Source organism: Embleya sp. NBC_00896, assembly GCF_045207785.1.
In the GTDB taxonomy this organism is placed as follows: domain Bacteria; phylum Actinomycetota; class Actinomycetes; order Streptomycetales; family Streptomycetaceae; genus Embleya.
Window position 1 is genome coordinate 590,096 of record NZ_CP108776.1, and the last position, 24,336, is coordinate 614,431.

The following is a 24,336-nucleotide window of genomic DNA, read 5'->3' on the forward strand; positions in this document are numbered from 1 at the left end:
AGGCCGCTGGTTTTCATCGACGTCGATGGCCCGGAGCTTGCGGAGGGACATCGACGTGCGAGCGGAGTGCCGCTTTTTCTCGGAGGAGCGCAGCGGGGGAGAGAAAAAGCGGTGCTTCGGGAGCCGGCGGCGAAGCCGCCCAAATAAGGCTGTCCCCCGGTTGCCCTATGCTCTCGGCCCATGGTGGCGCGGCCGTTGGGCGAGATTGTCGAGGCAGGATGGGCCAAGGCCCTGGAACCGGTGGCGGGCCGAGTGGCTGCCATGGGTGACTTTTTGCGGGGTGAGATCGCCGCGGGGCGGCGGTATGTGCCCGCGGGGGCGGACGTGTTGCGGGCGTTCACGCAACCCTTCGCCGATGTGCGGGTGTTGATCGTGGGTCAGGACCCCTACCCCACGCCCGGACACGCGGTGGGCCTGAGTTTTTGCGTCGCCCCGGAGGTACAACCGCTGCCGGGGTCGCTGATCAACATCTTCACCGAGATGGGCCACGACCTGGGCCACCCGATGCCCTCCAACGGTGACCTGACCCCGTGGGCCGCGCAGGGCGTGTTGCTTCTGAACCGGGCGCTGACGACCGCGCCGCGTCGGACCGCCGCGCACCGCGGGAAGGGCTGGGAAGAGGTCACCGAGCAGGCCATCAAGGCCCTTGCCGCGCGCGGGACTCCGCTGGTGTCGATCCTGTGGGGCCGCGACGCCCGCAATGCCCGGCCGCTGCTGGGGCCGGGGGCCGCGGTGGTGGAGTCGGCGCATCCGTCGCCCATGTCGGCCAACGGCGGGTTCTTCGGATCGCGGCCGTTCTCGCGGACCAACGAACTGCTGGTGGGACAGGGCGCGGAGCCCGTGGACTGGCGCCTGCCCTGACGCGGCGCGTCGCCCCCGACGCGGACCTGCGGTGACCGTCTCGGCACGCCGGGCCACCGGCGACGGGAGGGGGCGTGATCTCGATAGGGTGGCGGCCGGTACAACGGGTCATCGGCCACCGCCGGTCGGGGCCGTCGCTTGGAGGATCCTTCTTCGATGTCAGGCAATAGCGTTCCCGGCCAGGGGGGTGCGCCGCAGCGCTCTCCCGAGGCGTTGCCGCCGCGTTCCAAACTGGCGATCACCGCGAGTCGGGTGACCGCGGCCATCTCACGGCGCGCCGGCAAGGGCAGCGGTTCGGTCATCGGGGGCAAGATCGCACTGCGGCTCGCCCCCGACCTGCTCGCGCAATTGTCGGTGGGCCTGCAGGTGGTGCTGGTCTCCGGGACCAACGGCAAGACCACCACGACCCGCCTGATCGCCGAGGCCATGCGCGCCGCCGGCCCGGTGGTCTCCAATGCGCTGGGCGCGAACATGCCCGCCGGGATCACCTCCGCGCTCGCCGGCGCCGGCGCCGAGGCGCGGTACGGCGTGATCGAGGTCGACGAGAAGTACCTCTCCGGTGTCGCCCGCGACTCCGACCCCGTCGCGGTCGCGCTGCTCAACCTCTCGCGCGACCAGCTCGACCGGGCCGCCGAGACGCGCATGCTCGCCGAGAAGTGGCGCGAGGGCCTGCGCGGGCGCGACGCGATCGTGGTCGCCAACGCCGACGACCCGCTGATCGTGTGGGCGGCCTCCTCCAGCAAGGACGTCCTGTGGGTCGCCGCCGGGCAGACCTGGCAGGAGGACTCGTGGTCCTGTCCGCAGTGCGGCGGCGTCATGCAGCGCCCCGGTGACGACTGGTTCTGCTCGCAGTGCGACTTCCGCCGCCCCTCCCCCACCTGGTCGCTCGCCGGTGAGCAGATGGTCGACCCCGACGGGCGCGTGTGGCCGCTGCACCTGCAGCTGCCGGGCCGAGCCAACCGGGCCAACGCGGTCACCGCCGCCGCCGTCGCGTCGCTGTTCGGCGTCCCCGTGGAGGCGGCGCTGGAGCGGATGAAGCACGTCACCGCGGTCGCCGGGCGCTACGACGTCGTCGACTACAAGGGCCGCAAGCTGCGCCTGCTCCTGGCCAAGAACCCCGCCGGGTGGGTCGAGACGTTCTCGCTGATCGACGCCCCGCCGACGCCGGTGATCCTGTCGGTGAACGCGCTGGACGCGGACGGCAAGGACACCTCCTGGATCTGGGACGTCGACTTCACCCAGCTCGCCGGCCGGCCGTTGTTCGTGCTCGGCCAGCGCCGGCTCGACCTCGCGGTCCGGCTGGAGGTCGCGGGTCTGCAGTTCCAGGTCTTCGAGTCGGTCGCCCAGGCGGTCGCGGCCTGCCCGCCCGGCCAGATCGAGGTCATCGCCAACTACACGGCGTTCCAACAGCTGCGCAAGACGATCAAGGAAGCGGCACAGGCATGATCGGTGAGAGCAGGCTGCGCCTGGTCTGGATCTACCCGGACCTGCTCAGCACATACGGCGACCAGGGCAACGCGCTCATCGTGGAGCGCCGCGCGCTGATGCGCGGCATCGAGGTCGAGCGCGTGGACGTGCGCTCGGACCAGGCCGTGCCGACGTCCGGCGACATCTACCTGATCGGCGGCGGTGAGGACCGGCCGCAGCGACTGGCCGCCGAGCGGCTCCGCCGCGACCCGGGCCTGGCCACGGCGATCGGCGCGGGCGCCGCACTGCTCGCGGTCTGCGCGGGCTATCAGATCATCGGTAACGAGTTCATCGACGACCTCGACCAGGTCGAGCCGGGCTTGGGCCTGCTGGACGTGAAGTCCGGACGGGGCGCGCCCGGCAAGCGCTGTGTCGGCGAGGTCCTGGCCGAGGTCGACCCGGCGCTCGGCCTGCCGGTGCTGTCCGGGTTCGAGAACCACCAGGGCGTCACGTACGTGGGCCCCGGCGCCAAGCCGCTGGCCCGCGTCACGCACGGCAACGGCAACGGCACGGGCGACGGCACCGAGGGGGCGTACGCGGGTCGGGTGATCGGCACGTACATGCACGGGCCCGTGATGTCCCGCAACCCCGCGCTCGCCGACCTGCTGCTGACCTGGGCCACCGGCGTCCCGCTCACTCCGCTGGGCGACCACTGGCACGAGCAGCTGCGCTCCGAACGCCTGCGTACGGTACGCGCGGCGGCGGCCAACTAGGCCACCGGGCGGAATCGGACACGACACGACGAAGGGCCCGCACACCATCACGATCACGGTGTGCGGGCCCTTCGTCCACCCACGTTCCCAACCGGAGCAACCGAGTCGGCCGGACGACCGGGTCAACCGGGTCAACCGCGTCAACCGGGTCAACCTGGTCAACCGAAGTGGCTCGCCCCGTGTGGGTCCTCGCAGTGGCCGCGGGTGGTGCCGATGGCCAGCACGGGTGGTTCCGCGTGGTCGACCTGGAGGGTGGTGTGCGTGATCGCGTAGCGGTCGCGCAGGCGTTCCTGCAGGCGGTCGCGGACCCGGTGGCAGTCGTCGCCCGGCTGGACCAGTACGTGCGCGGACAGCGCCGGGAACCCGGACGTGATCGTCCAGATGTGCAGGTCGTGGATCTCGGTGACGCCCTCGATGGCGACCAGGTCCGCGCCCATGGCGTCGGGGTCGATGCCGGCGGGGGCGGCCTCCAGGAAGATCCGCCACGACTCGCGCACCAGCGCGATCCCGGACTTGAGCATCAGCGCCGCCACCACCAGGGAGGCGATCGCGTCGGCCCGGGCGAACCCGGTGGTGAGGACCACGATGCCCGAGACCAGCGTGGCGATGAACGCCCACAGGTCGTTGAGGATGTGCTGGTAGGCGCCCTCGACGTTGAGGCTGGAGCGATTGGCGCGCGAGATCAGCCACGCCGCGATCACGTTGATCACGATGCCCACCGCGGCGGTGACGATCACGAGCCCGCCCTCGACGTCGGGCGGCGAGATCAGTCGGCGTACGGCCTCGTAGATGAACCAGACCGCGAGGACCAGGAACGTGATGCCGTTGATCTGCGCGGACAGGATCTCCGCGCGCTTGAACCCGTACGTCCAGCGCCCGCGCGCCGGCCGCGCCGCGAGCCGCATCGCGACCAGGGCCAGGCCGATCGCGAACGCGTCGGTGACCATGTGCCCGGCGTCGGTGATCAGCGCGAGCGAACTCGCCAGGATGCCGACCGCGACCTCGACCACGATGAACACGCCGATCAGCACGAGCGCGGCGGTCAGATAGCGCCGATCCGCGTCCGCGGCGACACCGTGCGAGTGGCCCGCGTGTCCGGAACCCCCGTGGTCGTGGCCGCCGTGATCGTGGCCGCCGTGGCCTTCGTGTGCACTTTGGCCCTGATGCCCGGGCGCGTCCGGACCGTGGTCGTGCTCGCGGGTGCTCATGAAGTCCCTCCGGAGATCTCGCTCGCGCAGCCGGTGTGGTCGGTGGCGGGGGCATGGCCGATGTGGGCGAGTGCCACGTCCAGCAGCAGGCGCACGTGCGCGTCGGCGAGTCGGTAGTAGGCCATCCGACCCGCGCGGCGCACCGTCACCACCTGGTGGGCGCGCAGCAGCCGCAGCTGGTGCGAGACCGCCGATTCGCCCTGCCCGCACGCGGCGGCGAGATCGCGCACGCACAGCTCGCCCTCCAGAAGCGCGACCAGCAGGGTCAGCCGCCCCGGGTCGCCGAGCAGCGCGAAGACGTCCGCGGTCTCCGCCAGGTGCGCGCCGTCGGGCAACCGCGACCGCACCGAGTCCACCAGGTCGGCGTTCACGGGCAGCGCCATCGGGTCACCTCCCCTTCTTCCCCTTCGCGTCGATGCCGTGCCGTGACGGCATCGACATCGTAACGTCTGAACAGCTCTTCATACGAGAAAACAAGGTAGGGGGTGGGGGTATCGATGCGCAACCGCACCGCCGGCGGACGGGGGGCTCGCCCCACCCCATGAGGACCGGGTGGCGCGCTCCAAGGAGACCGGGTGGCGCCCTGTCCCATACCGACCGATGCGCCCGATCCTGGTCGGGTTCCACGCACGAAGGCACCGACAGGAGCAACCGCACCGGCCTCGGGAACGGGATGAAGCGATGACCAAGCTGCTCAAGACCTGCGTGGCGGTGGCGACCGCCACCCTGCTCGCGACCACCCTCGGCGGCGGCACCGCGACCGCCGCCGAGCACGCGCGACACCCGTCGCCGACCCAGGACGGCGTGTGGCGCATGGACGGCTACGGCACCGTCCTGACCATCCGCCGAAACGGCGCGATGCAGCTGTACGAGACCACGTCGATCAGCTGCCTGAAGGGACCCTCCGCGACCCGCTCGGCGGTCGACGGCCGTACGACCACCTACGACGCCGGCGACGGCGCGGTGCTCACCGTGGAGGTCCGGCCGGATCCGCGGCAGGCCCGGCTGCGGTTCACCTACGCGCCCGGGTACCGCGGTCTGCGCCGCGTGGCGTCCCTCCCGGCCGCCTGCTCGCGCCCCGCGCCGACGGATCCGCGTGCCGTCTTCGACGTCTTCTGGCAGACCTACGCGGAGAACTACCCCTTCTTCGCCGCCAAGGGCATCGACTGGCAGTCGGCCCGCGACCGCTACCGGCCCCGGGTCGGCGCCCACACGACCGACGACGAACTGTTCGCGATCTTCCGCGAGATGCTCGATCCGCTGAACGACGCGCACGTCTTTCTCGCGGCCCGCCCCGACCTGTACTTCGCCGAGGGCCGCCCCGGCACCGTCGTGCCCGACGCCGAGCTGGATCGACGGACCAGGGACTACATCCGGGATCGCGACCTCGGCGGCCGCCCGTTGAGCGAGTACGGGCAGGGCCGGATCGGCTACGCGGACCTGCCCGGCGACCAGGGCTACCTGCGGGTCTCCACCTTCATCGGCTACGTGGAGGACCCGTTGGCGGGCTACGCCGCCGAGAGCGCCGAGCTCGACCGAGCCCTGGACGCCGTCCTCACCCCCGAACGCGTGCGCCGGCTGCGGGGGTTGATCGTCGACCTGCGGGTCAACGGCGGCGGTTCGGACAAGCTCGGGCTGCGACTCGCCGCCCGCCTGACGGACCGGCCGCACTTCGCGTACGCCAAGCGGGCCCGCAACGACCCGCACGACCCCACCCGCTTCACCCGCCCGCAGCCGATGGAGGTGCGGCCCGCCCCAGGCGCGACCCGGTACTCGGGGCCACTCGCGGTGCTCACCGGCGGCTCGACCGTCAGCGCCGGCGAGACCTTCACCCAGGCCCTGATCGAGCGCCCCGGCTACACGATCCGGATCGGCGAGCCCACCCAGGGCGTGTTCTCCGACGTGCTGGAGCGGGTACTGCCCAACGGCTGGCACATCGGCCTGCCCAACGAGGAGTTCCGGACCGCCGACGGCCGCACCTTCGACGGCGCCGGCATCCCGCCGCACCTGGCGGAACCGGTCTTCACCGACGAGGAGTTCGCCCAACACCGCGACTCCGCGTTCGACCGGGCGGTCGCCACCTTGCGCACCGAAGGCACCTGACGCAAACGCGCCGAAGCCGCCCGCCCGACGCCTGAGCCGGTTGAGCCGGCTGACCCTGGCCGGGACGACCGCCCGGGCCCGGGTCAACCCACCCGGGGGTCCCGGTCCAGGTGGGCCCACCAGCGTTCGGCCGGCTCGTGGATGCCGCGCCAGGTGGCGACGAACAGATCGCTCGCCGCCCGGCCCGGCCAGTCCGCCGGCAGCAGGGCGGCGGGCAGGCGCGGGTCGCGTTCGAAGGTCAGCCGCCAGGCGTGGACCAGGCGGGTACGCAGCTCGAACGCCTCCTCGTCGGTGTCCGCCCGCGCGCCGGCGAAGCGGGCCAGGAACGCCTCCAGGTCCGCGCGCACCGCGTCCAGGTCCCACGCCTGCTCGACCAGGGCCCGCTCGCGCGCCGCGTCGCACACGCTCGACGTCATCCAGGTCGCGTGCCCGGCCAGGCCGCGCTCGGCGAGCAGCGCCCGCAACGCGTCCACCCCGCCCGGATCGGCGGCGATCCACACCCCGCGGCCCAGATCGCCGAAGCCCTCGAACGCCAGCTGCTCCTCGACCACCGCGCGCGCCTCGCGCAACGCCGCCGGCGGGCGCAGCAGCAACTGCTGCCACTGCCCCGACCAGGGGGTCTCGCGCATGGCCCGGGACAGCCGCTCGGTCCACCCGGTGAGCAGCCGCGACAGCGGCGGGGCGAGCGTCAGCCGGGTGTACCGCCCCTCGGCGCGGGCCAGCAGCCACCCTTCCTGGGTCAGCCGGGTGATCGCCCGCCGGGTCGCCGCCTCCGGAACGCCCAGGGCACCGAGCGCGGCCACCGCCGTCGGCGACCACACGCCGTCGTGCCCGGGCCAGCGCACGTACTCCCCCAGCACGGTCAACAACAGCGTGCGGGCGCTGGGCCCGCCGTCGGCGGTCCGTCGGGTCCGCGGCCCCGCGGCGGAAGGCGAGCCGGCCGCGGACCCGGACGCGGACCCGGGCGATGACATGGGCGTGGGTGTGGAGGTGCTGATGACGGTCTCCGAAGACGGCTCGGGATTCGGGGGTCGATCACTGCCGGGGTCAATCTAGGCCGCCCCTTGTTTCCTCGACACCCTCCATGTAGGACATAACTTGTTCATGCTTGATCTTATGTCCTACAACCCGTGTCCCAAGAAAGGTCGAGGCTCGTGTACGCAGCCCCGCCGACGCGCTTCGGCGCGTTCATCGCCCCCTACCACGGCATCGACGGCAACCCCGCGCTCCAGATCCGCCGGGACCTCGACCTCGTCGCGCACCTGGACGCGCTCGGCTTCGAGGAGGCGTGGATCGGCGAGCACCACTCGGCCGGGTACGAGACCATCGCCTCCCCCGAGGTGTTCATCGCCGCCGCCGCGGAGCGCACCACCCGGATCCGGCTGGGCACCGGCGTCAACTCGCTGCCGTACCACCACCCACTGGTACTCGCGGACCGCATCGTCCAGCTCGACCTGCAATCGCGCGGGCGCGTGATGTTCGGCTCCGGGCCCGGGCAGTTGGCCTCGGACGCGTTCATGATGGGCATCGACCCGATGCGCCAGCGCACGATGATGGCCGAGGCGCTGTCGGCGATCGTCCCGCTGCTGCGCGGCGAGACGGTCACGATGCGGACCGACTGGTTCACCCTGGACCAGGCCCGCCTGCACCTGGGCCCGTACACCCGCGAGGGCATCGAGGCCGTCTGCGCCTCCACCGTCTCGCCCTCCGGTTCGGTCCAGGCCGGTACGCACGGCATGGGACTGCTCTCGCTCGCCGCCTCCGACCCCTCCGGCTTCGAGGCGCTGTCCGCGAACTGGGACGTGTACGCCAAGACTTGCGCCGAGCACGGCCATGTCGCCGACCGCGACCGCTGGCGCCTGGTGGTGCCGATGCACCTCGCCGAGACCGAGGCCCAGGCCCGCGAGCAGGCCGAGTACGGCGTGCACCATCTCGTCGACTACATCCAGGGCCTGTCCGGGATGACCATGCCCTGGGGTACCCGCCCCGAGGACGCGATCGCACAGTGGACGGGCGAGGGCTTCCCCACGTTCGGCGTCGCGATGATCGGCACGCCCGCCCAGGCGATCGCGCGGATCGAGGCGATGGCCGAGAAGTCCGGCGGCTTCGGCACGCTGCTGCTGCTCGACTTGCCGATCGCGCGCCCCGCCGACAAGCGGCGCAGCTACGAGTTGTTCGCCGAGTACGTCGTCCCGCACTTCACCGGCGCCAACCGGCCCCGGCATGCCTCGATGGCCTGGGCCAACGACAACAGCGAGCGCTTCATCGGCGCGCTGCGCCAGGCGGTCGTGGCCGCGATGACGCCGCCCGCCTCGTGAACGTCCGTACGTCCTCCCGAACGTCCGTACGCCCTCGTGAGCATCCGTACGCCCTCGTGAACGTCCGTACGTCCTCGTAAGCATCCGTACGTCCTCGTGAGCATCCGTACGCCTTCCTCGACACTGCAAGGAGAATCCCCATCATGCGAGCAGCGGTACTGCGCGGCGGCACATTCACGGTCGAGGACATCGCGGCCCCCGAACCCGGCGAGGGCCAGGTCCTCGTGGAGACGGTGGCCTGCGGGATCTGCGGCTCGGATCTGTCCGCGTACAAGCACACCGCCGAGTTCCTGCAGGCCTCCATCGACTCCGACACGCCGTCGTTCGTCTTCGACCCGGACGCCGACCTGGTGATGGGACACGAGCTGTCGGCGCGCGTGGTGCGGCCCGGCCCGGGCGTGAGCGGGTTCGAGGAGGGCGAGGTCGTGGTCGGCCTGCCGTGGGCGCTGGACGGCGGCGGCGTGCTGCGCACCATCGGCTACTCCAACATCTTCCCCGGCGGGTTCGGCGAGCGGATGGTGATGCAGGCCGCCGCCCTGGTCAAGGTGCCCGGGCACGTGCCGGCGCACGTCGCGGCGTTGACCGAGCCGCTCGCGGTCGGCTTCGGCAACGTGGCCCGCTCGGGGGCCGAGAAGGGCGGCGCGGCGATCGTGATCGGCGCCGGTCCGATCGGCCTGGGCGCGATCGCCGGTCTGATCGAACGCGGGGTGGCGCCGGTGGTGGTGTCCGAGCCCTCGCCGCGCCGCCGCGAACTCGCCCGCGCGTTCGGCGCGCACGTGGTGGTCGACCCGGCCGATCGCGACCCCTTCGACGCGTGGCGCGAGATCGCCGAGCAGGGGCAGCCGCTGACCATCTTCGAGTGCTCCGGCAAGGCCGGCATGTTCGACCGGATCACGTACGCCGCGCCGCGCGGCGCCACCGTGCTGCTGATCGGCGTGTGCATGACGCAGGACACCTTCCGGCCGGTGGTGGGGATCTACAAGGACCTCACGGTCAAGATGTGCCTGACCTATCCGCCCGAGGAGTACCCCAAGACCCTCGCCCGGATCGCCGCCGGCAGCGTGGACGCCGCGTCGCTGATCACCGGCCAGGTCGGCTTCGGCGGCGTCGCCGCGGCCATCGACACCCTCGGCCGGCCCGACGAGCACGTGAAGGTCCTGGTCCGGCCGCACCTGGAGGGGGCCGGCGTGCACCCCGCCACGACCGCGCACCCCACCACGCCCTAGCGGCGGTCGCCCGGCGGGTGCGGGTCGGCCGTTCGGCGCGGGCGGGGGCGCGCGGGGCGGGTGTCACGCGTACGGGTGGAGCCGGCCGGTCGCCCCCGGCCCCCGCCATGCGTGGGTGGCGCGCCCGCCAGGGCGTTTCGCCCACCCGCGCCCCCGAACGCCCCGCCGAGAGGGGTACGGATGTGTCGTAAACGGGACGCGTCGGGTGTCGGAATCGGTACGCTCCGAGGGAATTCCCTGGAAGATCCGCACACCCGCCATCGGGGACATCATGAGCCACACCAGGCACCGCCACGGTGCCGCGTCCGTCCATCGCGTGCCCGCCACCGACCCGGGGAGCGCGGCATGACCGTGCTCAACGACGCCCAGCCGGTGTGCCGGTTCGATCTGCCACCGCACGAGGCGGAGGTGTCCGCGGCCCGGCGCAAGGTGGTCGCGGTCGCCGTCGAGTGGGGCATGCCCGCCGACGGCGATCTCGTGGACACCCTGCGCCTGGTCGTGTCGGAGTTGGTGACCAACGCGATCCGGCACGCGGGCGTGCTGACTCCCGCCATCGTGGTCACCGTGCGGGGCACCGGCGACGGCGTCCTGCACGTGGGCGTGCACGACCGCCACCCGTTCTGCCCCAAGGCCCTCCTCCAGACGGTCGACGACGACAGCGGGCGCGGCCTGTTGATCGTCAAGGCCCTGGTCGCGGAGGCGGGCGGGTACGCGGGGATCGAACCGGACGCGTACGGCGGCAAGACCGTGTGGGTGGCGCTGCCGATGCCGTGAAGCCCGGGCGACGCCGGGCCCGAAGCCCGGGTCTCTCGGACGTGCCGAACCGCGTCGTCGAACGTCCCATCGACAGCCTTGCCTCCGGCCTTGTCACATCTACCGGATTTCGTCGGTCAGTGCTGTGACACGACGCGACGAGGGAATGTGACCGATGGACGAGACCGAGTTCCTGGCACGGCAGTTCGAGCAGCACCGGGCGCACCTGCGGGCGGTGGCCTACCGCATGCTGGGCTCGCGCGCCGAGGCCGACGACGCGGTGCAGGACACCTGGCTGCGGCTCAGCGGCTCCGACTCCGAGGACATCGAGAACCTCGGCGGCTGGCTGACCACGGTCGTGGCCCGGGTGTCGTTGAACATGCTGCGTTCGCGCCGGACTCGGCGTGAGGACCCTCTGGAGACGCACGGCCCCGATCGGGTCGTCGAATCCGCGGGCGGCACCGACCCCGAACACGAGGCGCTGCTGGCCGATTCGGTCGGGCTCGCGCTGCTCGTGGTGCTGGAGACGCTCGCGCCCGCCGAGCGGCTCGCCTTCGTACTGCACGACATGTTCGCGCTGCCCTACGACGAGATCGCCCCCATCGTGGACCGCAGCCCGACCGCGACCCGGCAGCTCGCCGGCCGCGCCCGTCGCCGGGTGCAGGGCACGCCCACCGACCACGAGATCGATCCCGCCCGTCAGCGCGAGGTCGTCGACGCCTTCCTGGCCGCCTCGCGCGGCGGCGACTTCGAGGCGTTGCCGGCGCTGTTGGACCCGGACGTGGTCCTGCGGGCCGACGGCGCGGCCGTCGCCGCGGGCGCGGAGAGCGAGGTCCGCGGCGCGCGTGCGGTGGCCGAGACGTTCTCCGGCCGGGCCAAGGCCGCGCAGACCGCGCTCATCGACGGAGTCGCGGGCGCGGTGTGGGCGCCGGGCGGGCAACCGCGCGTGGTCGTCGGGTTCACCGTCTTCGACGGCAGGATCACCGGGATCGAACTGCTCTCCGACCCGGACTACCTGCGCGAGGTCGACGTCGCCATCCTCGGCGGCTGAGCGGCCGGCGCGCGATCGACCGCCCGCCCGCTCCCATCGGGCGGGCGGGTCGCGTCAGAGTTTCAGGTCCAGGCGTTGTTCGACCGCGTCGATGCCCCAGGACCGGGTCGGGTGTTCCTCGGTGAGGGTGAACCCGGCCTCGTCGTACAGGTGCCTGGAGGCGGGCAGGCCCGCGATCGTCCACAGGTACACGCCGGCGGCGGCGCGGCGGCGGGCCTCGGCCAGGGCGGTGGTCAGCAGGGCGCGGCCGATGCCCCGGCCGCGGGCGGCGGGGTCCAGGATCACCCAGCGCAGCCGCATCAGGTCGTCCTGTTCGCGGGTCAGGCCCACCGCGCCCAGCACGCGCCCGTCGTCGGCCACCCACAGTCGCCCGGGGCCGTCGTCGCCCTCGCGGGCCCGGGCCAGCACCAGTTCGGCCATGCCGGCGGCGACGGTCGCCTCCATGGTGGCGTCCATGCCGTACTCGCGGCTGTACAGGACACCGTGCAGCGCGGCGACCGCGCCCAAGTCGCCGGGGCGGGTCGCGTCGCGGATCGTCACGGTGTTCGGCGTTGCGGTCATGGCCCCGAAACCCTTCACTGAAACAGTCGTTTCAGTGAAGGATAGGCGCATGGCCACCGACGCGAAACCCCCCGCCGCCGAACCCCCCACCCCGGAATCCGCCACCGCCGCGCGACCCCCGTCCGCGCGCCGCGACGAGCTGTTGGCCGCGAGCGTGGCCTATGTCGCCGCACACGGCCTGTCCGAGTTGTCGCTGCGTCCGCTGGCACAGGCGATCGGATCCAGCCCGCGCGTGCTGCTGTACCTGTTCGGCTCGAAGGAGGGCCTGGTCCGGGCGATCCTCGAGGTCGGCCGGGTCGAGCAGTTCGCGATGGTGGAGCGCGCCGACGGCCATCCCGGCGGCGCGCGCGAGACGCTCGACCTGCTGTGGGGGTGGTTGGTGGCCCCGGAACGGCGGGGCTCGCTGCGGCTGTTCTTCGACGGCTACGTCCGGCAGTTCGAGGGCGAGGGCCCGTGGGAGGACTTCGCGACGGCGTCGCTGCGCGAGTGGCTGCCGCCGTTGGAGCGGGTCCTGGCCGGGCATCCGCTGCCGCCGACGCTGGTGCTGGCCGTACTGCGCGGCCTGCTCCTGGACCATCTCGCCGGCGACACCCCCGAACACGCCCGCCGCGTACAGGACGCGTGGACGGCCTTCATCGACCACGCGTTCCCAAACCCCGCCCCACTCCGACCGACCCGACCATGAGCGCCGGCCGAGCGCGCATCTGCCCGGACTTCGCGACGACGCCGTCCACAACCCGCAGAGCGCGAACGGGGCGATCCCATCCGGGCCCAGACCTACGCCCCCGCGACCAATTCGCTTCGTCCGCCCGGCCCGTGACGGACCGGGCGGCGGGTCCTCGGGCGACGGCGACCGAGCCCGGGCGACCACGGGCCGCCCGGGCTCGGTCGAACCGGCCTACTCCGCCAGGAGCTTGGCCTCCTTCTCCGGTGCCAGGCCCACCGTCGGGCGGTCCGGGCGGCGCGGGGCGGCGCCGCCGAAGGGCTGCAACCAGGTCCAGGTGTCGGCGACGGTCTCCGCCACCGGGCGGCAGCGCAGGCCGGTGGCCAGCGCCCTGGAGACGTCGCGGCGGTGGACGGTGTCGTAGTCCTCGCCGGCCGGGATCCAGATCGGCAGTTCCATCCACGGCTCGATACCCGCCGCCAGGATCGTGTCGGGGTCGGTCCAGCGCAGCTCGGCGTCGGACCCGGTGACCGCCACGCACAGGTCCAACAACTCGCCCATGGTGCTGTGGCCGGTCGGGGCGACCAGGTTGTAGCCACCGCTCAGACCCGACTCGGCGGCGTCCAGGGTCCAGCCGGCGAGGTCGCGGGCGTCGATGTACTGCAACTGGGACTCGCGGGGGCCGGGGGCCAGGACCGGGCCGCCGCGGGCGATCCGGTGGAGCCACCACGGCAGCCGACCGATGTTCTCGCGCGGGCCCAGGATCAGGCCGGCGCGCGCGTGCACGTGCCGGTCGCCGAACGCCTGCTCCACCGCCAGTTCGGCGCCGCGCTTGGCCTTGGGGTAGACCACGTCGCCGTCGTCGGGCGAGCAGTCCGCCACCAGCGGGGCCTCCTCGCCCAGGCCGGCCACGGTGGGGTATGCGTACGCCGAGCAGCTGGAGACGTACGCGTACCGACCGACCCGGTCGGCGAGCAGGTTCGCCGAGTCGCGGACCACGCGCGGCGCCGCGCTCCAGGTGTCCACCACCACGTCCCACTCGCCGCTCTCCAGCGCGGCCAGGCCGCCCTCGGCGGTCCGGTCGCCGACCAACGACCGTGCACCCGGCGGCAGCTCGTGCCGACCGCGGTTGAACACGGTCACCTCCCAGCCCCTGGCGAGCGCGTCGTCGGTCACGGCGCGCCCCACGAACTCGGTGCCGCCCAAAATCAGAATCTTCATGATCCGACTCTGCCCGGGCGCTGCGGCCGCGTGAACCACCTCACGCTGTGGGCGGAATCGCTGTCAGCGTAAGTCGCTCGCCCGGGCCGATCTTCGGACCCGCCGGGTCCGCGACACCTCGCGCGGCGCGATCAGCGGACGCCCGCCCGCACCCCCGGGCCGGCACGTCCGGACCGGCACGTCCGGGACCGGCACGTCCGCGTCACGCCCGGGACCCGCGCGGGCACGAGTGCTCGTCGCAGTCCTCGTCCAACAGACGCAACAGCCGCAGCAGTTCCGCGCGGTCGGCCTCGCCCAGCCGGTCGAAGACCGCGGCGCCCGCGCCCTGCCGGATCTCGCGGATCCGGCGCAGCTCGGTCCGCCCCGACTCGGTCAGCTCGACCAGCGTGGCGCGCCGGTCGCGGTCGCACGTGCTGCGCCGGACCAGGTCGCGCGCGACGAGGTCGTCCACCACGGTGGTCGCCGAGCGCGGCACGATCTCCAGGCGCGCGGCCAGCTCCGCCATCCGCAGCGGCGCCTCGGCGTGCGAGAGCACCTTGATGGCGTGTGCCTGGGCGGGCGTCAGACCCAGTGGGGCGAGTTCACGGCCGGCGCGGACGCGGATGCGTTTGGCCAGGCGCATGAACAGCTCGCCGATCGGCGCCGAGGTGGATTCCGGCGAGCTCACGCGTGTCACGTCCCGGGGGCGGGGATCCGGGTGGATCCGGGTGCGCCCATTGTCGCGTCAGGACCGGTGCCGGGTGACGGGGGCGTACCGAATGAACGGCGTGTCGCGGGGTCTCTGTTCCCGACGCGGCCCGCCGGCCCGCAGCACGACGTCGAGGACCCGGTCGATGTCGCACCCGTAGCCGCCCGACGCCCACGCGGCATTGGCCTCCACGACCGCCCACCCGGCGTCGGTCTCGCCCACGTCCACCACGATCGCCGACGGCAGGTCGGCACGACTCGCGGCGAGCACGTCGGCGCCGAACGCGAGCGCGTCGGAGCCCCGGGCACACGCGTGGATCGGGGCGATGTCCAAGTCGCCGGCCGTGGCGTAGCGGGAGGCCGCGTGCACGGCGCCGTCGAGGCAGAACAGCCGGTACTCGGTGTGGAAGACGATCGGGTCGCTGACCAGGACGGCCGTGCCGGGGTCGACGATGTCGTCGCCGGGGAGTTCGGTGCCGTCGCGGTACACGCGCGCGGCGAAGGACTTGTCGTTGGGCGGCTTGACGAACGCCGGCCGGCGCAGCGTCCGGGCGTGTTCGAGGGTGGTGGCGGTGATCGCGCGGTGGGTCAGCGCGGGCGGCAGACGCGCGAGCCAGTCGTCGGGCACCTCCAGCAGGGCCAGATCCAGGTCGCGGGCCGTGGCGTCGGCGAAGAGCGGGCCCGCGTACAGGTGTGCGCGGGTGCCCGCGAGGTCGTCGGGGACCCGCCAGGTGTGCAGGCGGCGGACGGGGAGGTCGCGGCGGTGGGCGGCGCCGATCAGGGCGCGGTCGGTGTCGGTGCCGCGCGGGCCGAGGACCAGGACGCGGTCGGCGGGGGTCATGGCGCCAAGGGTGCCGGGGGCGGGCGTGGCGGGGCGAGTGTTTTTCGGCCTGTGGGGCGTGGCATTGTTCGAGGATGCTTCCCCTCGTCCATGCCATTCGATACGTCACGCCGATGCGTGAGGGCGGTTCGCTTCCCGGTCTCGTGGAGGCCGACGATCTGGGCACCTATGTCGTGAAGTTCCACAGTGCCGGGCAGGGTCCCAAGGTCCTGGTCGCCGAGGTCGTGGTGGGCGAGCTGGCCCGCCGGCTCGGCCTGCCGGTGCCGGCCCTGGTGCGCGTGGAGGTGGATCCGGTGATCGTGCGCGGCGAGCCGGACCAGGAGGTCCAGGAGTTGGTCCAGGCCAGCGCCGGGCTCAACCTGGGGATGGACTTCCTGCCGGGCTCGGCCGACTTCACCCCGGCCACCTGGGAGCCGGACGGCGATCTCGCGGCGCGGGTGCTGTGGCTGGACGCGCTGACCTCGAACGTGGACCGCTCGTGGCGCAACCCGAACCTGCTGGTGTGGCACGGCCGGTTGTGGCTGATCGACCACGGCGCCGCGCTGTGGTTCCACCACGCGTGGCAGGCCGCGAGGTCCGCCGCGGCGCGCCCCTTCGACGGCACCGACCACGTGCTGGCCGGCGTCGGCGGCCCGGGCCTGGTCAAGGCGGACGCGGAGCTGGCGCCGCGGGTGACGCGCGAGCTGCTGGAGGAGGTGCTCGCACTGGTGCCCGACGAGTGGCTCCGATCCGGCGAGGCGGAGGTCGCGCTCGGCCTGGACACCCCGAACGCGCTGCGCCGCGCGTACATCGAGCACCTGCTCGCGCGGGTGGCCGCGCCGCGGGCGTGGCTGCCGGAGATCTCGCCCGAGGTGATCGCGCGCCAGGGCGCCGCGAAGCCGTCGAACCGCCCGGATTGGCTCAGGTGATGGCGATGACGCCGCGGCGGGAGTTCTTCGAGTACTCGATCATCCGGTTGGTCCCGCGCGTGGAGCGCGGCGAGTGTCTGAACGTGGGGGTGGCGCTGTACAGCCAGGCGTTCGCCTTCCTGGGCGCGCGCACCCATGTGGAGCAGTCCAGGCTGTGCGCGTTGGACCCGGACGCGGACGTGACGCAGGCGCGCGCGGTGCTGGCCGCGTGGGAGCTGGTGTGCGCGGGCAGCGAGGCGGCCGGGGCCCCGGGGGCCGAGCCGGTGGGGCGCCGGTTCCGCTGGTTGACCGCGCCGCGCAGCACGATCGTGCAGCCCGGGCCGGTGCACGGCGGGTTGACGGCCAACCCCGCGGCCGACCTCGATCGGCTCTTCGATCTGTTGGTGTTGTGACCCCTGCGCTACCGTGCGAAGCACCGGATCATTCCGGACACCGGATCTTTCCGGACGTGGAGGCGACGATGGCGATCCGCACGTACGGTCCGCAGAGTCAGGGCATGGTGGTGTGCACGCTGGTGCTGCTGTCCATGCTGGGTTTGTACAGCGCCCTGTACGACGCGGCCGGGTGGATGTGGCTGCTGTGGTCGGTGATGGCGATCGCCACCGGCCTGCTGGTGGCCACCGACCGCGGCGTATGAGGCACGAGGCTCAGGGGTTCCGGGGTTCCGGGGTTCCGGGGTTCAGGGGCAAGGGCTCAAGGGCTCAAGGGCTCACGCGACGGTGAAGCCGTGTTTGGCGCCGAGTCGGGACAGCGACCGGCGGCCGGGGATGCCGTCCGCGTCGGAGCCGTTGTAGCCGAGTCGGCGCTGCCATTCGGCGTAGGCCCGGACAGTCGCGGTGCCGTAGTGGCCGTCGGCCAGGCTCGGCGCCAGCAGGCCCTCGGCAACCAGCGCGTTCTCGACCATGCGGGTGCCCACGTAGGTGACGGGGGCGCCCTTGCGGGCGGGGTCGGACCTGGCGGCGGCGACCAGCTCGGCCAGGTCGACGGCGGGGCGCGGGGCGGGGATCACCGGGACGGGGTCGCCGCCGGCGGCGGCCACGATGGCGGGGAAGAGCCGCTGGTCGAACTGTCGCACCCGCGCGTCGCCGGGGCACGCGGTGCCGTCGACCGACCACTTGGCGAAGAGTCGGTGGTAGCCGAAGCCGGGGTCGTCCCAGGTGCGGCAGACCCGCAGCGGCACGCCGTGGTGCTGGTGCATCCACACGCCCAGCGCGGTCAGCGTGTCGAGCTGAGCCTCGGTCCAGGGGTCGGTGTGCTGGAGGTTGCTCGCAGTCTCGACGCTGACCGCGCCGGTGCCGTCGGCGCGCCGGTTCGCGCTCGCGTTGGCGTCGGCGCGGGTCTGGGTGCCGATGAACTGGAACAGGCCGCCATCGTAGGCGCAGCCGAAGTGTGATTCGAGGTTGGTGGAGTCGCGCCAGTACTCGTACATCCGCTCCCCCGACCACGGCGCGGCGATCGAGTGCAGGATCAACTGGGTGGGGCGGATCGCGGGTTGGTTGTCCGACTCGGGTTGCAGCTCGCGCTTGGTGGCGCCGGGGTACCAGGCCATGGCGGTCTCCCTGAGGGTGTGCGGCGAGGTCGGGCGGTGTGCCGGGCAGTCGGTCGGAGTGCCCGAGGGGGTCGATCGGGGGGTACCGGAAGGCTGAGGCATGCGGTGAAGTCGTGAATGCCCATGATCACGACGATTCGCAGGGTTTTCGGGGATCTTTATGGAAATCGAGCCAACCGGAACGGCGGTGGCGTACAGTGCGCCCGCCTACCTCCCGGACCTCCGCCCGGGCCGGTACTCAGGGGGCCGTCGAACGCATCGCCCGCCGGGCCGGAAGCACGCTCGCGGCGAGCGCGAGGGCCAGGCAGGCCAAGGCCGCGCCGGTGACCGGGGCCCACGGCACCACCTCCTGGTGGTGGAGGTCGCGGACGACGGGTGCGGGGGTGCGGATCCGACGGGCGGTTCCGGGTTGACCGGGCCGGCCGATCGGGTCGCGGCCGTGGATGGTCGGATGCTCCTGTCGAGCCCGGTGGGCGGGCCGACCCTGGTGCAAGTGGAGATTCCGTGCGGCGTTTGACGGTGGTGATCGCGGAGGACGCGGTGCTGCTGCGCGAGGGTTTGGTGGGGCTGCTGGAGCGCTTCGGGCACGTGGTCCCGGCGGCGGTGGGCGACGGGCCCTCGTTGGTGGCGGCGGTGCGCGAGCACGCGCCGGACGTGGTGATCGCGGACGTGCGGATGCCGCCGGACTTCACCGACGAGGGGCTGCGGGCGATCCGCGAGATCCAGGCCCTGCGTCCGGGGTTGGCGGTGCTGGTGCTGAGCCAGTACGTCGAGCAGACGTTCGCGGACGAGTTGATGGACTCGCGTGACGGCGTGGGCACCGGCTACCTGCTCAAGGACCGCGTCGGTGACGTCGCGGAGTTCATGGCCGCGGTCGAGCGGGTCGCCGACGGCGGCATGGTGGTGGACCCGGAGGTGGTGCGGCAGTTGCCGGCGCGCCGCCGGGATCCGCCGGCGCGGGTGACGCCGCGCGAGCGCGAGGTGTTGGCGCTGATGGCCGAGGGCCGCTCGAACGCGGCGGTGGCGCGGGCCCTGGTGGTCAGCGAGGCGGCGGTGTCCAAGCACATCGCGAGCATCCTGACGAAGCTGGATCTGCCGCCCGCGGCCGACGACCATCGGCGGGTTTTGGCCGTTCTGGCGTATTTGCGCGGCTGACCTCGACGAACGTCGATTGTTGGTTCTCTACAAGTAATAGGACGTCCTCTTTATCGAGGGCAATACCGGCATGCCATCTTCTCCCTGACAGCGTTGCAGAACGTAAAGATCGACTCGTCACGTACGGTTGATCGCAGATGTCGTGTTCCGACAATGCTTCGACAGGACTGAGGTGCGCTCGATGACGGTTGGCAGGACGGACGTGGTGGTGACGGGGATGGGTGCGACCACGCCGCTGGGCGGGGACGTGGCATCCACGTGGGCCGCGATGCTCGCCGGCGAGTCGGGGATCACGCTCCTCGAGGACGCCTGGGCGGACGGGTTGCCGGTACGGATCGCGGGCCGCATGCGGGTCGCCCCGGACACCGTCCTCGACCGGGTCCAGGCCCGGCGCCTGGACCGATGTCAGCAGGCGGCGCTGGTCGCGGCCCGCGAGGCGTGGGCCGACGCGGGCAAGCCCGAGGTCGCGCCCGAGCGGTTCGCGGTGGTGGTGGGCACCGGCATGGGCGGCGCGATGACGATGCTCGCGCAGCACGACGTGCTGGCGGAGTCGGGGGTGCGACGGGTGTCCCCGCACACGGTCCCGATGCTGATGCCCAATGGTCCGGCCGCGCAGGTCAGCATGGAACTGGGCGCGCGGGCGGGTGCGTTCACCCCGGTGAGCGCGTGCGCGTCGGGCTCGGAGGCGATCGCGTACGGCCTGGACCTGATCCGGCTCGGCCGGGCCGACGTCGTGGTCGCGGGCGGCGCGGAGGCCACCATAGGCGCCCTGCCGATCGCGGGCTTCGCGCAGGCCCGCGCGCTGTCCACGCGCGACGGCGACCCGGCGACGGCGTCGCGGCCCTTCGACACCGGGCGGTGCGGCTTCGTGATGAGCGAGGGGGCCGCCCTGGTGGTGCTGGAGCGGGCCGATTTCGCGGCGGCGCGCGGGGCTGTCGTCCAGGCGTACCTCGCGGGCGCCGGCGTGACCTCGGACGCGCACCACATCACCGCCGGGTACGGCCCGGGCCAGGTGCGGGCCCTACGGATGGCGATGGCCGAGGCGGGCGTCACGGGCGCCGACGTGGACCACGTCCAGGCGCACGCGACCTCGACGCAGGGCGGCGACGCGCTGGAGGCCGCCTCGATCGCGGAGGCGATCGGCAAGCACGCGGCGGTGACCGCGATCAAGTCGATGGTCGGCCACCTGTGCGGCGCGGCCGGCGCGATGGGCGCGGTGGCGGCGGTGGCGGCGCTGCGCGACGGCGTCATTCCGGCCACGCTCAACCTCGACTCGCAGGATCCCGAGATCGACCTGGACGTGGTCGTGAAGGAACCCCGCGTGGGCCCGCTGTCGGTGGCGGCGGCGAACGCCTTCGGGTTCGGCGGTCACAACGCGGCGCTGGTGTTCACGGCGGCGAACTGAGGCTTGCGGCTGCGGGGGTCGACGGCGGCTGTCGCCGTCGTCGACCCCCGCAGCCGGCCCCGCCACCCGGACAACCGGTCGGTGCGGACAACCCCGACCCGGAAAACCGGATGCGCCGCCGGGGCTCTTCCAGCAGGCTTGCGGGTACCGCAACCGCCCCGCGCCGAGGGTCGTGTTGCCGCAAACAGCCTTGTCGGAGAGGGGTTTCGGCGATCCGCCATGTTTTTACCGAGCACCACGCGCGCACCTCGTGAATCAGGAACGTCTCTGGCCTCATTCGTTCATAGCCTTGAGGACATGAAGACCACGGGGAACACCACCGCAGACACCACTCCGAAGGCCGGGAAGGCCGGATCGATCGCCGCCTTCGCCCGCTTCGTGGTGTTCGGTGGTGGCACCGGGATCGCTTCCTCGGCGGCGCTGATCGCGCTGTCCGGGACGCTGTCGATCGCGGTCGCCAACGCGATCGTGACCGTGCTCTCCACGATGCTGGCCACCGAGCTGCACAGCCGGTTCACCTTCGGCGGCGGCCGGGCGGGATGGCGCACCCACGCGCAGTCGGCGCTCACCGCGCTGGTGGCGTACCTGTTCACCACCGCCGCGATCCTGGGCCTGCACGCGGCGGCCCCGGGCGCGGGCGTGCTGGTCGAGCAGGGTGTGTACCTGAGCGCCTCGGGGCTCGCGGGGATCGGGCGATTCGTGGTCCTGCGCGTGTTCGTGTTCGCCCGCCCCGCCGCCGCGCCGCGCTCGCTCACCCCGACCCTGGCCCGCACCCAGGTCGTCGTCGCCGCCTAGGCACTCGAACAATGTCCGCGGTCAGCGGGGTTCGAGGGTCCACCACTGCGAAGGCTGGTCGGTGTCCTCCCACTGGCGTACGTTGCCGCCGACCTCGGTACTGGCGTCGGCGACCTCCAGGAGCAGCCCGCTGACGTAGTTGATCAGCGTGACCCGCCCCGGCGCGTCCGCGTGCTGCTCCAGGATCCACTCCTGGGCGCCGAAGTTGTTGGCCCGCCACAGCTGCACGTTGGCCCCGTTCTCGACGGAGGCTCCGGTCACGTCGAGGCGCTTGCCGCTGGTGACGTGCTCCAGGTGATACACGGCTCCCCCGGCGTGCACCGCGGTGATCCGCCAGTGCTGCCCGGCCCCGCCGTCGTCCCGGCCCTGCCACACGTTCGCACCGCTGTTCGTACGCCCGCCCTCGACCTCCAGGACCAGGCCGCTGTGCACGTTGCGCAGTACGTACAGCCCTTCGGTGATACCGCTCACGAACCGTCCCTCGCTAGCAACAACCGATCTTGAACCAGCCACCCTGCCACCCCACCGACACCGACCCCGCATCGGCTTCGCGAGCGCGCGCCCTCCGCATGCGCCGTTCGCACGCCGACTACCGGCACCGGCCCGAGCAGTGCGCCCCTGGACGGTGGACCACAGCGAGGAGGAACGGTCGCGAGCGCGATGAAAGGCGCCGTCCGCTGCTCCCGTTGGCGGACGGCGCCTTGTGTGTTCGACCGGGGCGGGTGATTGTCTTCCGCCGTCCCGGTCGAAGCGGAGTGGGCTACTTGCCGGTGTAGTTGACCTGGAGTTCCTTGATGCCGTTGATCCAGGCGTGGCGCAGTCGCCGCGGGTCGGCGGCCTTGGTGATGTCGGGCATCGCGTCGGCGATCGCGTTGAACATCAGGTTGATCTCCATGCGGGCCAGCGAGGCGCCGAGGCAGAAGTGCGGGCCGCCGCCGCCGAAGCCCAGGTGCGGGTTCGGGTTCCGGGTGATGTCGAACTTGTTCGGGTTCTCGAACACGTCGGCGTCGTAGTTGGCCGAGCTGTAGAAGATGCCGACCCGCTGGCCTTCCTTGATCTCCTGGCCGCCGAGCACGGTGTCCTGGGTCGCGGTGCGCTGGAAGGACATCACCGGCGAGGAGTAGCGGACGATCTCGTCGGCCGTGGTCTCCGGGCGCTCGGCCTTGTACAGCTCCCACTGGTCGGGGTTGTCGAAGAACGCGAGCATGCCGTGCGTGATGGCGTTGCGCGTGGTCTCGTTGCCGGCCACGGCGAGCAGCAGCACGAAGAAGCCGAACTCGTCGGAGGACAGGCTGCCGTCGGTCTCGGCGGTGATCAGCCGGGTCACGATGTCCTGCGCGGGGCACGCCTTGCGCTCCTCGGCCATGCCCATCGAGTACAGCATCAGCTCGGCGGCGGCCTGCGCGCCGACCTCGGTGGACTCCGCGTACTCGGGGTCGTCGTAGCCGAGCATCTTGTTCGACCACTCGAAGATCTTCTGGCGGTCCTCCTGCGGAACGCCGATCAGTTCGGCGATCGCCTGGAGCGGCAGCTCGCACGCGACCTCGGTGACGAAGTCGCCGGAGCCCTTCTTCTTCGCGTCCGCCACGATCTGCGCGGCCCGCTCGGTCAGCGCGGCCTGCAGCGCGTTGATCGCCCGCGGCGTGAAGCCGCGCTGGACGATGCTGCGCAGCCGGGTGTGCTCCGGCGGGTCGATGTTGATCATGATGAGCTTCTGGGCATCGATGTTGCTCATGTCCATGCCCTCGGCGAATCGGATGATCGCCGTGTTCTTGTTCGTCGAGTAGATCTCCGGCTTGGTGGAGACCTCCTTGACGTCCGCGTGCCGGGTGACCAGCCAGTAGCCGTCGTCGCCGAAGTTGGAGACCTCGGGCGTCTGCGGGACCCACACCACCGGGGACGTCTTGCGCAGCTCGGCGAACTCGTCGAGCGGGATGCGCGCGGTGTACAGGTCGGGGTCGGTGGGGTCGAAGCCGTGGTCGAGGACCGGACACGTCATGGTGGAACTCCCGTTGCCGGAGGGTGTGCGAGGTCGCCGCGGGGACCGGCCGGGGACGGGTGCCGGGTCGCGGTGGTGCGGGGTGGTGCGGGTGGTGCGATCGCCTGGGGCCGCGGGACGGTCAGGCGGTGGTGCCGATCGGGCCCGGCGCACGGCGGCGCGGGCCCAGCAGCTTGCGGACGACGCCGCGCAGGATGCGGGCGAGGTCGTCGTCGGGCAGTTCCGGGAACGCGGCGACGGCCGAGTAGATGCCGCCCATGGCCACGGCCGTGGACACGCGGTACTCGACCGAGTCGTCGACGTCGTCGAGCACCTCGCGCACCCGCGCGGTGATCGAGGCGAGTCGGGGCTGGATGGCGGGGTGGCGTCCGATCGCGACGTCGCGGTCGAGGATGACGGCGAGGGTGCGGTACCGGATCAGGAAGTCGACGTAGCCCTCGAACAGCAGGCGTTGCCGCGCGGTGGTGCCGCGTCTGCTCTCGGCGACCTCCAACACTCGGTCCAGATCGTTCAGGGCCGGGCGCAGGAGGGCGTCGAGGAGTTCGTCCTTGGTGCGGAAGTGGTAGTAGAGGGCGGCCTTGGTCACCCCGACCCGATCGGCGATGGCCTGCAGCGAGGTGCCGGCGAAGCCCTGTTCGCCGAACAGCTCCTCTGCCGCCTGGAGCACCTTGTCGTAGGTGTCCTCCGGTGCCGGGATCGCCACGGGTCCCCCTTCCTGTTGGGCATGAACATACGTCGACCTTTGCCAATCAACAAGGCTGATGGGCCGTCAATTTTGATCTCCGCACCGCTGTTCACAAGGAATATGGCTTGACGATCGGTCAGGGATCGGTCCGATTCGACTGACATCG

Annotated in this window: 27 protein-coding genes; 15 read left to right on the plus strand and 12 right to left on the minus strand. The window is 72.2% G+C overall.

The genetic code is table 11. From position 1 onward, the window contains the following. The first annotated feature begins 180 nt into the window (after positions 1-180). From OG928_RS02675 to OG928_RS02685, 3 genes are all read left to right on the plus strand, one after another. Positions 181-861 (plus strand): uracil-DNA glycosylase, encoded by a 681-nt coding sequence (locus OG928_RS02675; protein WP_406278571.1) that lies wholly within the window; start codon positions 181-183, stop codon positions 859-861. Between the two features lie 156 nt (positions 862-1,017). Continuing rightward, positions 1,018-2,307 carry a MurT ligase domain-containing protein gene (locus OG928_RS02680; protein ID WP_406278574.1) on the plus strand — a complete coding sequence of 430 codons (1,290 nt, stop codon included), beginning with the start codon at positions 1,018-1,020 and terminating at the stop codon, positions 2,305-2,307. After that, positions 2,307-3,041 (plus strand): type 1 glutamine amidotransferase, encoded by a 735-nt coding sequence (locus tag OG928_RS02685; RefSeq protein ID WP_406290738.1) that lies wholly within the window; start codon positions 2,307-2,309, stop codon positions 3,039-3,041. The genes OG928_RS02680 and OG928_RS02685 overlap by 1 nt, the downstream gene beginning before the upstream one ends. Before the next feature lie 158 nt (positions 3,042-3,199). Here OG928_RS02685 and OG928_RS02690 read toward each other — a convergent pair whose 3' ends face one another. Both OG928_RS02690 and OG928_RS02695 read right to left on the minus strand, forming a co-directional pair. Then, a complete protein-coding gene (locus tag OG928_RS02690) occupies positions 3,200-4,249 on the minus strand; it encodes a cation diffusion facilitator family transporter (RefSeq protein ID WP_406278577.1) in 1,050 nt (349 codons plus the stop codon). Beyond that, on the minus strand, positions 4,246-4,632 hold the full coding sequence (locus OG928_RS02695) for an ArsR/SmtB family transcription factor (protein ID WP_406278580.1): 387 nt from the start codon (positions 4,630-4,632) through the stop codon (positions 4,246-4,248). The genes OG928_RS02690 and OG928_RS02695 overlap by 4 nt, the downstream gene beginning before the upstream one ends. A gap of 298 nt (positions 4,633-4,930) precedes the next feature. Between OG928_RS02695 and OG928_RS02700 the strand changes: the two genes are divergently transcribed. Continuing rightward, positions 4,931-6,352, plus strand: coding sequence for a S41 family peptidase (locus OG928_RS02700; RefSeq protein ID WP_406278583.1), 1,422 nt, complete (start codon positions 4,931-4,933; stop codon positions 6,350-6,352). A gap of 83 nt (positions 6,353-6,435) precedes the next feature. On the opposite strand, the gene OG928_RS02705 is transcribed toward OG928_RS02700, so the two are convergent. Next, positions 6,436-7,326: a PaaX family transcriptional regulator C-terminal domain-containing protein gene (locus OG928_RS02705; RefSeq protein WP_406278586.1), complete on the minus strand. Its 891-nt coding sequence runs from the start codon at positions 7,324-7,326 to the stop codon at positions 6,436-6,438. Between the two features lie 180 nt (positions 7,327-7,506). On the opposite strand from OG928_RS02705, the gene OG928_RS02710 reads away from it, so the two are divergent. The 4 genes from OG928_RS02710 to OG928_RS02725 all read left to right on the plus strand — a co-directional run bounded on the left by OG928_RS02710 (position 7,507) and on the right by OG928_RS02725 (position 11,700). Continuing rightward, complete coding sequence (locus OG928_RS02710) at positions 7,507-8,670, plus strand: LLM class flavin-dependent oxidoreductase (RefSeq protein WP_406278589.1); 1,164 nt, start codon at positions 7,507-7,509, stop codon at positions 8,668-8,670. Positions 8,671-8,813: 143 nt separating this feature from the next. Next, positions 8,814-9,896, plus strand: a complete 1,083-nt coding sequence (locus tag OG928_RS02715) for a zinc-binding dehydrogenase (RefSeq protein ID WP_406278592.1) — start codon at positions 8,814-8,816, stop codon at positions 9,894-9,896. A gap of 345 nt (positions 9,897-10,241) precedes the next feature. After that, the gene (locus OG928_RS02720) at positions 10,242-10,670 is read left to right on the plus strand and encodes an ATP-binding protein (RefSeq protein ID WP_406278595.1); all 429 of its coding nucleotides are present in this window, start codon (positions 10,242-10,244) and stop codon (positions 10,668-10,670) included. Positions 10,671-10,824: 154 nt separating this feature from the next. After that, positions 10,825-11,700 (plus strand): sigma-70 family RNA polymerase sigma factor, encoded by an 876-nt coding sequence (locus OG928_RS02725; protein ID WP_406278598.1) that lies wholly within the window; start codon positions 10,825-10,827, stop codon positions 11,698-11,700. 54 nt (positions 11,701-11,754) lie between these two features. Here OG928_RS02725 and OG928_RS02730 read toward each other — a convergent pair whose 3' ends face one another. Continuing rightward, positions 11,755-12,261 (minus strand): GNAT family N-acetyltransferase, encoded by a 507-nt coding sequence (locus OG928_RS02730; RefSeq protein ID WP_406278600.1) that lies wholly within the window; start codon positions 12,259-12,261, stop codon positions 11,755-11,757. A 49-nt stretch (positions 12,262-12,310) separates the two neighbouring features. Between OG928_RS02730 and OG928_RS02735 the strand changes: the two genes are divergently transcribed. Then, positions 12,311-12,946 carry a TetR/AcrR family transcriptional regulator gene (locus OG928_RS02735; protein ID WP_406278603.1) on the plus strand — a complete coding sequence of 212 codons (636 nt, stop codon included), beginning with the start codon at positions 12,311-12,313 and terminating at the stop codon, positions 12,944-12,946. A gap of 213 nt (positions 12,947-13,159) precedes the next feature. Here the strand turns inward: OG928_RS02735 and OG928_RS02740 are convergent, their stop codons facing one another. From OG928_RS02740 to OG928_RS02750, 3 genes are all read right to left on the minus strand, one after another. Further along, the gene (locus OG928_RS02740; protein WP_406278606.1) at positions 13,160-14,146 is read right to left on the minus strand and encodes an NAD-dependent epimerase/dehydratase family protein; all 987 of its coding nucleotides are present in this window, start codon (positions 14,144-14,146) and stop codon (positions 13,160-13,162) included. Positions 14,147-14,348: 202 nt separating this feature from the next. Continuing rightward, the gene (locus OG928_RS02745) at positions 14,349-14,813 is read right to left on the minus strand and encodes a MarR family winged helix-turn-helix transcriptional regulator (protein ID WP_406278609.1); all 465 of its coding nucleotides are present in this window, start codon (positions 14,811-14,813) and stop codon (positions 14,349-14,351) included. 57 nt (positions 14,814-14,870) lie between these two features. After that, entirely contained in the window at positions 14,871-15,674 is an 804-nt protein-coding gene (locus OG928_RS02750) for an ATP-grasp domain-containing protein (protein WP_406278612.1), read from the minus strand. A 74-nt stretch (positions 15,675-15,748) separates the two neighbouring features. Between OG928_RS02750 and OG928_RS02755 the strand changes: the two genes are divergently transcribed. From OG928_RS02755 to OG928_RS02765, 3 genes are all read left to right on the plus strand, one after another. Then, a complete protein-coding gene (locus OG928_RS02755; RefSeq protein WP_406278615.1) occupies positions 15,749-16,582 on the plus strand; it encodes a HipA family kinase in 834 nt (277 codons plus the stop codon). Continuing rightward, positions 16,582-16,974, plus strand: coding sequence for a DUF3037 domain-containing protein (locus OG928_RS02760; protein WP_406278618.1), 393 nt, complete (start codon positions 16,582-16,584; stop codon positions 16,972-16,974). The genes OG928_RS02755 and OG928_RS02760 overlap by 1 nt, the downstream gene beginning before the upstream one ends. A gap of 68 nt (positions 16,975-17,042) precedes the next feature. Beyond that, on the plus strand, positions 17,043-17,219 hold the full coding sequence (locus OG928_RS02765) for a hypothetical protein (RefSeq protein ID WP_406278621.1): 177 nt from the start codon (positions 17,043-17,045) through the stop codon (positions 17,217-17,219). A 72-nt stretch (positions 17,220-17,291) separates the two neighbouring features. Here OG928_RS02765 and OG928_RS02770 read toward each other — a convergent pair whose 3' ends face one another. Beyond that, complete coding sequence (locus tag OG928_RS02770; protein WP_406278624.1) at positions 17,292-18,131, minus strand: N-acetylmuramoyl-L-alanine amidase; 840 nt, start codon at positions 18,129-18,131, stop codon at positions 17,292-17,294. 238 nt (positions 18,132-18,369) lie between these two features. Further along, positions 18,370-18,624: a hypothetical protein gene (locus OG928_RS02775; protein ID WP_406278627.1), complete on the minus strand. Its 255-nt coding sequence runs from the start codon at positions 18,622-18,624 to the stop codon at positions 18,370-18,372. 29 nt (positions 18,625-18,653) lie between these two features. Between OG928_RS02775 and OG928_RS02780 the strand changes: the two genes are divergently transcribed. The 3 genes from OG928_RS02780 to OG928_RS02790 all read left to right on the plus strand — a co-directional run bounded on the left by OG928_RS02780 (position 18,654) and on the right by OG928_RS02790 (position 21,486). Further along, positions 18,654-19,286: a response regulator gene (locus tag OG928_RS02780; RefSeq protein ID WP_406290741.1), complete on the plus strand. Its 633-nt coding sequence runs from the start codon at positions 18,654-18,656 to the stop codon at positions 19,284-19,286. A 181-nt stretch (positions 19,287-19,467) separates the two neighbouring features. Continuing rightward, entirely contained in the window at positions 19,468-20,691 is a 1,224-nt protein-coding gene (locus OG928_RS02785) for a beta-ketoacyl-[acyl-carrier-protein] synthase family protein (protein WP_406278630.1), read from the plus strand. Positions 20,692-20,988: 297 nt separating this feature from the next. Further along, the gene (locus tag OG928_RS02790; protein WP_406278633.1) at positions 20,989-21,486 is read left to right on the plus strand and encodes a hypothetical protein; all 498 of its coding nucleotides are present in this window, start codon (positions 20,989-20,991) and stop codon (positions 21,484-21,486) included. A gap of 21 nt (positions 21,487-21,507) precedes the next feature. On the opposite strand, the gene OG928_RS02795 is transcribed toward OG928_RS02790, so the two are convergent. The 3 genes from OG928_RS02795 to OG928_RS02805 all read right to left on the minus strand — a co-directional run bounded on the left by OG928_RS02795 (position 21,508) and on the right by OG928_RS02805 (position 24,188). Beyond that, the gene (locus OG928_RS02795; protein ID WP_406278636.1) at positions 21,508-21,957 is read right to left on the minus strand and encodes an RICIN domain-containing protein; all 450 of its coding nucleotides are present in this window, start codon (positions 21,955-21,957) and stop codon (positions 21,508-21,510) included. Between the two features lie 289 nt (positions 21,958-22,246). After that, a complete protein-coding gene (locus tag OG928_RS02800; RefSeq protein ID WP_406278639.1) occupies positions 22,247-23,485 on the minus strand; it encodes a cytochrome P450 in 1,239 nt (412 codons plus the stop codon). 121 nt (positions 23,486-23,606) lie between these two features. Beyond that, complete coding sequence (locus OG928_RS02805) at positions 23,607-24,188, minus strand: TetR/AcrR family transcriptional regulator (RefSeq protein ID WP_406278642.1); 582 nt, start codon at positions 24,186-24,188, stop codon at positions 23,607-23,609. Between the last annotated feature and the right edge of the window lie 148 nt (positions 24,189-24,336).